Raw genomic sequence first — 11,710 nt, forward strand, 5'->3', positions numbered from 1 at the left:
CCATGAAACGCAGCAAAGGCTTCACCCTGATCGAACTGCTGGTGGTCATGGCGATCATCGCCACGCTGATGACCATCGCCATGCCGCGCTACTTCAACAGCCTGGAAAGCTCCCGCGAAGCCACCCTGCGCCAGAGCCTTGCGGTGCTGCGCGAGTCGCTGGACCACTACTACGGCGACACCGGTCACTACCCGGACTCGCTGGAGCAGCTGGTGGAGCAACGTTACCTGCGCAACACCCCGGTCGACCCGATCACCGAGCGCAGCGATGCCTGGCAGCTGGTGCCACCGCCCGAGGGCGTGGCCGGCGGCGTGGCGGATATCAAGAGCGGTGCCACAGGGAGGGCGCGTGATGGCAGCCTCTTCGCTGAGTGGTAAGGCCGAGCGTGGCTTTACCTACCTGGGTGTGCTGCTGCTGATTGCGGTCAGCAGTGTGGCCCTGGCCGCCACTGGCACGATCTGGGCCAGCGCCGCCCAGCGTGATCGCGAGCGCCAGTTGCTGTGGGTGGGCAGCCAGTACGCCCAGGCCCTGCGCAGCTACTACCGTGCCTCGCCGGGCCTGGCCCAATACCCGCGGGCGCTGGCCGACCTGCTGCAGGACAACCGCTTCCCGCAGGCCCAGCGGCACATTCGTCGGCTGTACCCCGACCCCATCACCAGCAGCGACGAGTGGGGCCTGCTGCGTGCAATCGACGGCCGCATCACCGGCGTGTACAGCCGCTCGGACGCCACCCCGTTCAAGCGCAGTGGCTTCAGCGCCGAATGGAGCGGTTTCGAAGGCCTGGAGCACTACAGCGACTGGCAGTTTGTTGCCGAGCAGGCGTTTACCGAAAGTGCAGGCGGCGTGCAGACGCATGCAGGCCCGGGAGATACGCCATGAGCCGCCTGGCTGCGTTGTACCTGTGCCTGCTGCTGATGGCGGGGGTGGCCACTTCGGCCAAGGCGGGTGTTGAGGACGAGATGCAGGGTTTTATCGTCGATAACACGATTTCGCACATCGGCCACGACTTTTACTACTACTTCGCCGACCGCCTGCGCGCCACCAGCCGCCTGGACTTCAACCTGGTGGTACGCGAACGCCCGGATGCCCGCTGGGGCAGCCTGGTCACCGTGGAGTTCGAGCGTGAGGTGATGTACCGCCGCTTCCTGCCACCAAACACCACCGAGCTCAAAGACGAGGCCGTGGCAGCCGCCGACCTGGTCAAGCAGCAAATCATTCAACGCAAGCTGCAACGCCTGCTACAGGACACCACCGATTTGGAGAGGGACGAGCTATGAACCACCGCATTCCACGTTGCATTGCCGCCTGCCTGCTGGCCAGCGCTTGCGCTGCCCAGGCCACCGAGCTGGTGTACACCCCGGTCAACCCGGCCTTTGGCGGCAACCCGTTGAACGGCACCTGGCTGCTGAACAACGCCCAGGCGCAAAACGATTACGACGACCCCGACCTCAAGGACCGTGCCTCGGCCTTTACCGGCACCACGGCCCTGGAGCGCTTCAGCAACCAGCTGGAGTCGCGGATGTTGTCGCAGTTGCTGGACAACATCAGCAACGGCAGCACCGGCAGCATGGCGACCGATGCGTTTCTCATCGACGTCATCGACGATTCCGGGGCCTTGAGCATCAAGGTCACCGATCGTGCCACAGGAGAAATTTCGATCATTGAGGTCAGCGGCCTGAACCCCTGAGAGGGAAAGGCTTTTATGTTGGGGAGAGAACACCATGAAACGTCTGCTGAGCACGCTGCTGATCCTCACCGCCCTTGGCCTGCAAACTGGTTGCAGCCTGCGCGAACCCATGTCGGCCGAACAGGACTCGGAAACCCCGACCCTGACACCCCGGGCCTCGACCTACTACGACCTGATCAACATGCCACGGCCCAAAGGCCGGCTGATGGCCGTGGTGTACGGCTTCCGCGATCAGACCGGGCAGTACAAGCCCACCCCGGCCAGCTCGTTCTCCACCAGCGTCACCCAGGGCGCGGCCAGCATGCTGATGGATGCCCTCAGTGCCAGCGGCTGGTTCGTGGTGCTGGAGCGTGAAGGCCTGCAGAACCTGCTGACCGAGCGCAAGATCATCCGTGCTTCGCAGAAAAAGCCGGATGTAGCCGAAAACATCATGGGCGAACTGCCACCGCTGCAGGCCGCCAACCTGATGCTGGAGGGCGGCATCATCGCCTACGACACCAACGTGCGCAGCGGCGGTGAGGGTGCACGCTACCTGGGCATAGACATCTCCCGCGAGTACCGGGTGGACCAGGTAACCGTGAACCTGCGTGCGGTGGACGTGCGCACCGGGCAGGTGCTGGCCAATGTGATGACCAGCAAGACCATCTACTCGGTCGGCCGCAGCGCCGGGGTGTTCAAGTTCATCGAGTTCAAGAAGCTGCTGGAAGCCGAGGTGGGGTATACCACCAACGAACCGGCACAGCTGTGCGTGCTGTCGGCAATCGAATCGGCAGTGGGGCACTTGCTGGCGCAGGGGATCGAGCGGCGGCTGTGGCAGGTGGCGGGGGATGCGGGGGAGGGCAAGGCTACGGTGGACAAGTACCTCAGCCAGAATCAGCAGCATTAATCGACCTTGGGGGCCTTTTTGCGGGTTTAGCCGCGAAGAGGCCGGTGCACGTGCCATCTTGCATATTCATCATCGCCGCATCGCTAACGACATGACCATGACCCGATAGAACTGCCAGTAGCCGTCATTTTTTTACTGTGAGCAAATAGCATCAATGCCCCGTACATATCTCAATGTGCGGGCGGAGATGACATGGAAAAGGTGCTCGGTAATGATGACCCGGACATGGGTGCTATTTTTAATCATTGGTAGTTTGGTCGGTTGCGGGGCGCATACGCCCTCTGTGCAGGCTCCCCGCCCAGTCGCACAGACCCAGTTATTGATAAGTGAAACAGCCAAATCACAGCAGTTGACCGCGCTGAACAAGCGCGGGGAGCAGGCAATCGCGCAACTCAAGGTTTGGTATGATTCCGTCACCGAAGAGTGCGGCGGGCCTGATAAACCGAGTTACCTGTGCAGCGGTATCGAAATGCGTGCCACGGGCTTCAGCACAGGCTTTCTACCTTGGGACCCGAGCCAGAAGCACTTGGACAAAGGCGCCATCGCGTTTTCCTGGGTGCGCCGCGATACCAACTTCGGCAGGGCGGCGGAACGCTTCAATGGTTTTTTGTTTCCGCCACTGCAGGCCATCCCGCACAACAAGATTCGCGATCTTGAAGTGTTGTGCACGTTCCCAATAGATGGCGGAACGGACAACCGCGATACGGCGAACGGTTGCGGACCGCAAGACGGGTTTGAAGCCACCACCGATGCGTGCCAGAAAGTCGGTGTAACGGATGCCGATGCGTGGCTGGCAACGTACAGCGACGATGACATCGTGAAGTCCAGAGTCTGCGGATGGGACCTGCGCGAAGCCCCCGCTAACATGAAGGCGCAGTGGTTCGAGATGCCGATAAAAGTCAGGGCGGGGTTGAGCGCAGACGCATGGATGGGCTACAACGAGATTTTGCTCCCCGTATGGAAAGTTGGCGTGGGCGCAGACTTGCCTTTGTATGCATTTTTCTATGTGGAGGGGCAAACGCAAGCGGGATTGCTGGCGCAATTTGACCAGGTCCGTTATCACGCAGCTTATGGCCAGGCGGTTCCTGTCATCCGAATCAAGCTTCCTACGGCAAAGGACCAGGTCATGCAGTTTACCTACGACGAGGAAGACCAGGCGGTGGGAAGACCCATCGTCACCTCTGACGTTGATTTTGAATCCGAGCAGATCGGTGAGCGAAAAGAATTCAAAGTTGACGGATCGACATTCATATTGCATGGCACGGGGGAAGTCAGCGATGACTCGCACGGGGGCGGTGGAAGCTCGATAAGCGCAAAACATCTCAAGTTTGAAGGTTCAACGGAGATTTTACTGCCTGGTAACGGGCGTCGCCGCGTCAGTTACGACTGGGGCTGCAGTGATGTATGCACAAGAGATCTCTCGTTTACCGACAACCACAGGCTGCTGAATGACCGTGAAGGTATGCATTATGGATCGGATGAACTTACCGTCGACGGCCCTGAAATCCTGCACCTTTATATGGTTGAAGATGGCGAGAACCCGAGAATGGTCATAGACAACCTGAAAGTCACGCAGGCGCAAGCGCGATAACAGCCTTTATGTTGGTCGCACTGTGGGAAAGACCCGGCGATATGTGCATCATGGCTGACACTCCCGGGCTGCTTTGCAGCCCGTTCGCGACACAAGGCCGCTCCTACAGGGCAGCGCCAGTTTTCAGGTAACGAGCAAGGCCGGCAACCCATCTCCCACAGGTTCGGCACGTTGCAACAAATGTGGGAGCGGCCTTGCGTCGCGATGCGCCGCGCGGGCGGCGCTCGATTCACGCGCCCACACAAAACCTCAGCCGAACACCCGGCGATCCATGACACCCCCCCTCAACCCATCAACCAGATGACGCCCAGCCATTTCTCCCGCACACTGCGGAAAATTCCCAAGCCCGTACCCCGCCACCTTGCAGGGCACAGCCGGAGTAGAAAATGGCGCGACAACTAATAACAAACGCCCACGACCCGCTGCACGAATCCCGCCAGGCCCGCCTGAAGCTGGCCAGCGAAGGCGAACTACCGCTGGGCATGCTGCGCGACGAGATAGACGCTTCCTGGCGCCGTAGCCTGGGCCACGGCCTGGATTGCCTGCAGGGCGAGCAGGTCGGCCTGGGCCTGGAGCAGGGCCATGACCTGCGTATGCTGCTGGAGCGCAACCGCCTGTTGCTCGACGCCGTCACCCCGGAGCTGGACTACCTGGTCGCACGCCAGGGCAAGGCCGGTATCGTCATCCTTGGCGATGCCCAGGCCAACGTGCTGGCCATCGAAGGGCAGAAGCACGTGTTGCAGCGCGAGGGCTTGCGCGACCTGCACCCAGGCAGTTGCTGGAGCGAGTCGCTGCGCGGTACCAACGCCATTGGCACGGCGGTGGTGGAAGGCCGGCCGACGCTGATCAACTGCGGCGAACACTACCTCGACCGCCTCAGCCCGTTCTCCTGCACTTCGGTGCCCCTGCGCGACCCGCGTGGGGAGGTGATCGGTGTGCTCGACATCACCCGCGAAGGGGTGATGGCGCAGCCGCAGGACAGCCTGTCGACGCTGATGCTGGCCGCCGGCAACATCGAAAGCCGTATGTTCGGCCTGTGCCACCCGGAGCAACTGGTGCTGGCCTTCCACAGCCGCCCGCAATACCTCAACAGTGCCTGGCATGGCCTGCTGGCCTTGAGCCTGGACGGTGAGGTGCTGGCGGCCAACGACAGTGCCTGCCAGCTATTGCAGGTGCCGCGCCATGAGCTGATCGGCCGGCACAGTACGGACCTGCTCGGCGAACGTTCACCCGCGTTTATTGCACGCCTGTGGCAGGGCGGGGTGAGCAGTGTGCAGACGGCTAAAGGCGAGTTCTACTTCCGTGCTTTGCAGTTGCCGCGTCATGGCCGGGTGAATAGCAGTACGCCAGCCAGCAAACCGACGCTCGGCAAGCAGTCTCCCGCGCTCGATGCATTGGCCGGTGGCGATCCACGTCTGGCGCGCAACCTGCGCATGGCCCGCCAAGGGTTGGGCAATGGCCTGCCAGTGCTGCTGCTGGGCGAGACCGGTACCGGCAAGGAAGTGGTCGCCCGGGCCCTGCACCAGGCCAGCCCGCGCGCTGACAAACCGTTTGTGGCCGTGAACTGTGCAGCCATCCCCGAAGGCTTGATCGAGTCCGAGCTGTTCGGCTACCGCGAGGGCGCCTTCACAGGCTCCCGCCGGGGCGGCATGGTCGGGCGGCTGATGCAGGCCCATGGTGGCACGCTGTTCCTCGACGAAATCGGGGACATGCCGCTGGCCCTGCAAGCGCGCCTGTTGCGGGTACTGCAGGAGCGGCGAGTGGCGCCGCTGGGGGCGGGGGACGAGCAGGATATCGACGTGGCGCTGATCTGCGCCACCCACCGCGACCTCAAGCGCCTGGTGCAGGAGCAGCACTTTCGCGAAGACTTGTACTACCGGGTCAATGGTGTGTCGCTGCGCCTGCCGGCGCTGCGCGAGCGCGATGACCTGGCCGCGATCATCCAGGGCCTGCTGGACAAGGCCGATGCCCGTGGCGTGACCCTGGACCCGGCACTGGCCGCATTGCTCGAAGGCTTCGACTGGCCGGGCAACATCCGCCAGCTGGAAATGGTGGTACGCACGGCCCTGGCCATGCGCGAGGACGGCGAGCAGGTGCTGACCCTGGACCACCTCACCGACTGCATGCTGGACGAACTGGCCAGCGGCACGGCGCCCTCTGGCAGCCTCAAGGACAACGAGCTGGAGCTGATCCGCAGCGCGCTGGCGCGCCATCAGGGCAACGTTTCGGCTGCGGCCGAGGCGCTGGGGATCAGCCGGGCGACGCTGTACCGCAAACTCAAGCAGTTGCGCGGCTGACGTGGGCGGCCTGTTCGCAAGGCTGGTGGAGTCCAGCGACCCTGTACTCATGCGCAAGGCTCTGGCCTGGCTGTATGGTTTCGTCCGCCCTCATCGGCGGGCTATCGGCCTGTTGCTGGGCTTGTCGCTGGGTGCCTCGCTATTGGCCCTGGCGCAACCCTGGCTGGTCAAGACCCTCATCGACGATGGGCTGCTGGCCAAGGATTACCAGACCCTCTGGCATATGGCGGCGATCATGATTGGCGCGGGGCTGGTGGGCACTGTGCTGGCCGGGATCAACCGCTACCTGCATACGCGCTTGTCGGGGCGCATTCTGTTCGCCTTGCGTGATGACCTTTACCGCCATTTGCAGCAGTTGTCGCCGACTTTCTACGGGCGGCGGCGCACCGGCGACATTCTTTCGCGGTTGGATGGCGACGTGGCGGAGATACAGCGCTTTGCCGTGGACTCGCTGTTCTCGGCCGTGTCTGCCGTGATTGGCCTGGTGGGCGCGGTGGCGTTGATGTTGATGCTGTCGTGGCAGTTGTCGTTGCTGCTGGCGCTGCTGGTGCCGATCGAAGTGCTGTGGCTGCGCTGGATGCGGCGCAAGGTGGAGCGCGAAGTGCGCAACCTGCGCGAACGCTCGGCGGATGTGTCGTCGTTCCTGGTCGAGACCCTGCCGGCGATGAAATTTATCCAGGCCGCCGGCCAGCAAGACCGTGAGGCAGGGCGCCTGGACCAGCTGGGCCAGGGCTATATGCGCCAGCTGCTCAAGGTGCAGGTGACCGAATTCTTCACCCAGGCCATCCCCGGCACCCTGACCTCGTGGTGCCGCGCCTGTGCGTTTCTGGTCGGTGGCTGGTGGGTGATCCAGGGCACCTGGCAACTGGGTGCATTGATCGCCTTTTCGACCTACATGGGCATGGCCGTAGGGCCGGTGCAGAGCCTGCTGGGGCTGTACGTGGCGGTACAGCGCATGGCCGTGAGCCTGGGGCGCGTGATGGAGCTCAAGCAGGAGGCCGTGGCGGTGCGCCCTGCGGCCAACCCGCGGCCTATACCAGATGGCCCAGGTGAGTTGCGCCTTGAGGCATTGAGCTTTGCCCACGCAGGGCGGCAAGGGGCGGTGCTGAACAACGTGCAGGTGTGCGTACCGGGCGGTCTGAAGGTGGCCATCAGTGGTGCCTCGGGGGTGGGCAAATCGACCCTGATCGACCTGTTGCAACGCTTCTACGACCCCGACGCCGGGCGCATCCTGCTGGACGGCACCGACCTGCGCGAGCTGGACCTGGCCGCGCTGCGCCGACGCATCGCGGTGGTCAGCCAGGACATCGTACTGTTCCGTGGCACCCTGGCGCAGAACCTGGCCTACGGCGTGCCCGAGGCCAGCCGTGCAGAGCTGGAGCGGGTGGTGCGCCTGGCACGGCTGGACAGCCTGGTCGACAGCCTGCCACTGGGCCTGGATGGTTTGTTGGGTGAGCGTGGCCAGCAGTTGTCCGGCGGGCAGAAGCAACGCATCGCCATCGCCCGCGCAGTGCTGCAGGCCCCGGCGATTCTGGTGTTGGACGAGGCCACTTCGGCGGTGGATGAAGCCACCGAGCGCGAAGTGATCGCGGCCATCGACCAACTGTTCGCCGGCCGCACGCGCATCCTGATCAGCCACCGGGCTTCGACATTGGCCGATGCCGACCTGCACTTGCAGCTGCATGATGGCCAGTTGCAGGTGCTGCCCCAGGAGGTGGTCAAGCATGGGCACTGACTTGCGCATTGGCGTCATCGATAGCGGCTGCTCGCCTGAGCAGGCCAATGGCGTGCTCGACGCCCGCCGTTTCTGGCTGGAGGACGGCCAGTTGCGAGAAGGCGAAATGCTGCCCGACCAGTTGGGGCACGGCCGTGAGGTGCTTGCCAGCTTGCAGCATGAGGCCGGGCCGGTACCGGTGCTGGTGGCCCAGGTGTTCAGCACCCAGGCCAGCACCAGCGCCTTGCAGGTGGCCGCTGCGCTGCTGTGGCTGGTGGAGGCGGGGGCAACGCTGGTCAACCTCAGCCTGGGCTTGCAGCAGGACCGGCCTGTACTGCACCAGGCCTGCACCGAGGCCTTGGCTGCGGGTGTGCTGTTGTGTGCATCCAGCCCGGCGCAGGGCGGGCCAGTGTACCCGGCTAGCTACCCGGGGGTGGTCCGGGTTACCGGTGATGCCCGTTGCGCGCCCGGCCAGTGGTCCTGGCTTGGCACCCGGCAGGCGGACTTTGGCGGTTATGTAGGGGCGGGCGGCCGGGCGGGCGCGAGCTTGGGTTGTGCCGCCTTGAGCGGCAGGATTGCAGCGTTGCTGCATGAGGAACCGGGTATGAACCGCCAACAGGTTCATGACTGGTTGCGCCGCAATGCAGCGTTTACCGGCCCTGAGCGACGAGGTGCCAGCCATGCCTGAGCCGCGCATTGTGGTGCTGGGGGCAGGCCCTGCGGGTGCCGCCACGGCCATTGGCTTACGGCGCCTGGGCTATGCGGTCACTGTGGTATCGCAGTGGCGTCGCTTCGCTGCGGTCGAAGGTGTTTCTCAGCGGGTGTTGGAGGGCTTGGGTAACGCAGGCCTTGGCGGCGCCTTGAGCCAGGCGGCCATGCCGGCCACCCGGCAAGTGCACTGGAACGGCCAGCAGTTGCACATGAACCAGGAGTTCTTGCTCGACCGACAGCGCTTTGACCGGGCGCTGCGCGAAGACCTTCTGCGGGCAGGCGTGAGTGTGGTCGAGGGGCGGGTGCGGGAGGTCGTGCACGAGGGCGGTCACCAAGTTCGTCTGGACGATGGGCAGGTACTGATCGCTGATTTCCTCGTCGAGGCCCGAGGCCGCCAGGCCCCGCTGACCCCAGACCGCCTGCGCGGGCCCGAGACCGTCAGCCTGCTCAATGTCTGGCAGGGCAGCGCTGGGGCGCCTGCTTCAGCGGTGGAAAGCCTGGAGGATGGCTGGGCGTGGATGGCACGGCTGGAAGATGGCCGCTGTTACTGGCAGGTTACCCAGGACGCTAGCGGGTTGCCGAGCAAGGCCGGGTTGGCGGATTACTGCGCTGCGCGGCGTGCCCGTAGTGCGCTGGTCGCCGAACTGTTCGATGCCCAGGCGTTGGCACCGGCGCAGGTGCATGCACGTAGCAGCACCGCCATTTTGGCCGGTGAGTGCGTTGGGCAGGACTGGATACGCGTGGGCGATGCCGCGATGGCCGTTGACCCGTTGTCGGGCAACGGGATCTTCCAGTCGTTGTCTTCGGCGTTGCAGGCGCCGGTGGTGATCAATACGTTGCTGCGCAGGCCTGGACGGGCAGGGCTGGCGCGGCAGTTTCACCAGCAGCGGGTCGAGCAGCTGTTCTTGCGCTTTGCCCGGATCGGGCGGGATTTCTACGGGCAGGAGCAGAGCCGGGCGGGGCAGCCGTTCTGGGCTGGGCGCCAAGGCTGGCCGGATGCGCAGCCCTTGCATCAGGCGGCTGATTGGCAGGCAGCACGCATTGAGCGGCGGCCTGTACTGCGTGATGGGCTAGTGGATGCGGCCGAGGTGGTGGTGACGGCGGACCAGCCGTTGGGTGTGTGGCATTTGCAGGGGGTGGAGTTGGCGCCTGTGGTCCGGGAAATACGTAGTGGCCGGCCTGTTGAGGCAGTGTTGTCGGGGCTTGCGGGTGAACAGCAGAGGATGGTGCGGCGGTGGTTGGGGGAGCAGGGGTTGGTTTGAGATTTTGGGGCCGCTTTGCGGCCCATCGCGACACAAGGCCGCTCCTACAGGGGGCTGCGTACGGCCTGCAGGAGCGGCCTTGTGTCGCGATTGGGCTGCAAAGCAGCCCCAAAATCTTGGGTCAGAAGAAGGTCCCGACCACCAGTTGCATATAGGTCCCGGTGTCCGTCCCACCCAGCTGCGTACCGCCATTGGCCGCACTGCGCTCCGGTTTGTAGAACCCAACCAGCGGGCTGATCAGCAGGTGGTCATTGACCATCCATTCCACATACAGGTCCAGCTCTCGCCCACCGAGGTTGCCCTGGTCGGTGTCCAGCGTGTCGAAGTCGAAGTACAGCGCGCCCACGGTCAGGTTGTCCCGTGGCTTGCCTTTCAGCGCCACGTGGTGCACCTGGCTGTTCTTGTTGAACGGCCCGGCATAGTTGGCCGCCACTTCGCCCTGGAACCAGGTGCCGTAGCCACGGCTCAGGCCGTAGAACAGCGGGTCGAAGTCTTTCGAAAAGCGGCTGTAGCGGTAGGTGGCAGTGGGTGTCCAGGGCAGTTCGGAAAAGGTCCAGTTGCCTTCCAGGTACCAGGCGTTCTCGCGCCCGCCAGTGCGGTGCTGGGTTACGTATTCGGCGGCCAGTTCCAAGTCTTTCACGCCCAGGTTGCCACGCCCGCGCAGGCTGGCGGTGTCCATGCCGTCGCGGTGCTCCAGGCCCATGATCTGCGCGTAGCGCTGGTCCACGTCCAGGCCGCGGATCCAGCTGAGGCCAAGGGTACCGGCGTCGGCGACGTGTTCCAGGTTGGCCACCGCCAGCGAGGTGTCGGCCTGGTAGTGGTTGTCGGACTTCAGCCACATCAGGTCGCCGCGCCAGCCCTGTTTGCCGCCCAGGCGCAGCACGGCGGTGCGGTCGAAGGCCTTGCGTGCGGCCAGGTAGTAGGCACCGCCGCGGTCGAAGTTGGCACCCAGGTCGACCTTGCCGAGGTTGACCGGGTCACCCTGGATCAGGAAGCCGTCACCCAGCGTCACCACCTGGCGGCCGCCAGAAATGTCCACGCCGTCTTCGCCCAGCGCCGGGAACAGGTTGGCCGAGCGCCAGCCCAGGTACAAATCTTCGATGGCGGTGCGACGCTCATCGCCCAGGGTCAGGCCGGCAGCATCGCCATCGCCCCAGGTGGCGGAACTGAGCAGGTTGAAGGCGCCGTACACGGCCCCGCTATCGGCCAGGGCCTGGCTGCCGCTGAGGCCGTATTTTACGTAGCCTTCCTGCCAGGCGGTGCTGCCGGGTTGGCGGTTGCCGGCCTGATTGAAGCTTTCGTCGCTGTGGAACGTGCCGAACAGGGCTTCGAGGTCGGCGTTGAGGGTGGTGCCGTGCTGGTTGTACAGCTCGTAGGCTTGGCTGGCGGGTGCGGTTAACAGCAGGGCCAATGTGCAGGCGAGTGTGTGCCTCATGGTTTTGCTCCATGGTTTTTATTGTTGTTTTGTATTCCCTGTACCGGCCCTATCGCCGGCAAGCCAGCTCCCACAAGTACGGCACAGGACCTGAGGGCAGTGGATACCTGTGGGAGCTGGCTTGCCG

The 11,710-nt window shown here is 64.2% G+C and carries 11 protein-coding genes; 10 read left to right on the forward strand and 1 reads right to left on the reverse strand.

Annotation, left to right across the window (positions count from 1 at the left end):
* The first annotated feature begins 2 nt into the window (after positions 1 to 2).
* The 10 genes from ACN6NG_RS12885 to qhpG all read left to right on the forward strand — a co-directional run bounded on the left by ACN6NG_RS12885 (position 3) and on the right by qhpG (position 10,148).
* A complete protein-coding gene (locus ACN6NG_RS12885) occupies positions 3 to 377 on the forward strand; it encodes a type II secretion system protein (protein WP_012272103.1) in 375 nt (124 codons plus the stop codon).
* Positions 352 to 879: a type II secretion system protein gene (locus ACN6NG_RS12890; protein ID WP_474314287.1), complete on the forward strand. Its 528-nt coding sequence runs from the start codon at positions 352 to 354 to the stop codon at positions 877 to 879. The genes ACN6NG_RS12885 and ACN6NG_RS12890 overlap by 26 nt, the downstream gene beginning before the upstream one ends.
* Positions 876 to 1,277, forward strand: a complete 402-nt coding sequence (csgE, locus tag ACN6NG_RS12895; protein WP_063423783.1) for a curli production assembly/transport protein CsgE — start codon at positions 876 to 878, stop codon at positions 1,275 to 1,277. Before ACN6NG_RS12890 ends, csgE begins: the two co-directional genes overlap by 4 nt.
* Positions 1,274 to 1,687 (forward strand): curli assembly protein CsgF, encoded by a 414-nt coding sequence (locus tag ACN6NG_RS12900; RefSeq protein WP_016487339.1) that lies wholly within the window; start codon positions 1,274 to 1,276, stop codon positions 1,685 to 1,687. The genes csgE and ACN6NG_RS12900 overlap by 4 nt, the downstream gene beginning before the upstream one ends.
* A 34-nt stretch (positions 1,688 to 1,721) precedes the next feature.
* The gene (locus ACN6NG_RS12905) at positions 1,722 to 2,573 is read left to right on the forward strand and encodes a CsgG/HfaB family protein (protein ID WP_063423782.1); all 852 of its coding nucleotides are present in this window, start codon (positions 1,722 to 1,724) and stop codon (positions 2,571 to 2,573) included.
* Between the two features lie 211 nt (positions 2,574 to 2,784).
* Positions 2,785 to 4,164, forward strand: coding sequence for a hypothetical protein (locus ACN6NG_RS12910; protein WP_063423781.1), 1,380 nt, complete (start codon positions 2,785 to 2,787; stop codon positions 4,162 to 4,164).
* 386 nt (positions 4,165 to 4,550) lie between these two features.
* The gene (locus ACN6NG_RS12915) at positions 4,551 to 6,461 is read left to right on the forward strand and encodes a sigma-54-dependent Fis family transcriptional regulator (RefSeq protein WP_063423780.1); all 1,911 of its coding nucleotides are present in this window, start codon (positions 4,551 to 4,553) and stop codon (positions 6,459 to 6,461) included.
* Position 6,462: 1 nt separating this feature from the next.
* The gene (locus ACN6NG_RS12920; protein WP_063423779.1) at positions 6,463 to 8,196 is read left to right on the forward strand and encodes an ABC transporter ATP-binding protein; all 1,734 of its coding nucleotides are present in this window, start codon (positions 6,463 to 6,465) and stop codon (positions 8,194 to 8,196) included.
* Complete coding sequence (gene qhpE / locus ACN6NG_RS12925; protein ID WP_063423778.1) at positions 8,186 to 8,863, forward strand: subtilisin-like serine protease QhpE; 678 nt, start codon at positions 8,186 to 8,188, stop codon at positions 8,861 to 8,863. The genes ACN6NG_RS12920 and qhpE overlap by 11 nt, the downstream gene beginning before the upstream one ends.
* On the forward strand, positions 8,856 to 10,148 hold the full coding sequence (gene qhpG / locus ACN6NG_RS12930) for a flavin-dependent monooxygenase QhpG (protein ID WP_474314292.1): 1,293 nt from the start codon (positions 8,856 to 8,858) through the stop codon (positions 10,146 to 10,148). Before qhpE ends, qhpG begins: the two co-directional genes overlap by 8 nt.
* A gap of 121 nt (positions 10,149 to 10,269) precedes the next feature.
* Here the strand turns inward: qhpG and ACN6NG_RS12935 are convergent, their stop codons facing one another.
* Positions 10,270 to 11,583 (reverse strand): alginate export family protein, encoded by a 1,314-nt coding sequence (locus ACN6NG_RS12935; protein WP_063423777.1) that lies wholly within the window; start codon positions 11,581 to 11,583, stop codon positions 10,270 to 10,272.
* Between the last annotated feature and the right edge of the window lie 127 nt (positions 11,584 to 11,710).

This window comes from Pseudomonas sp. TSO6, from assembly GCF_056098905.1.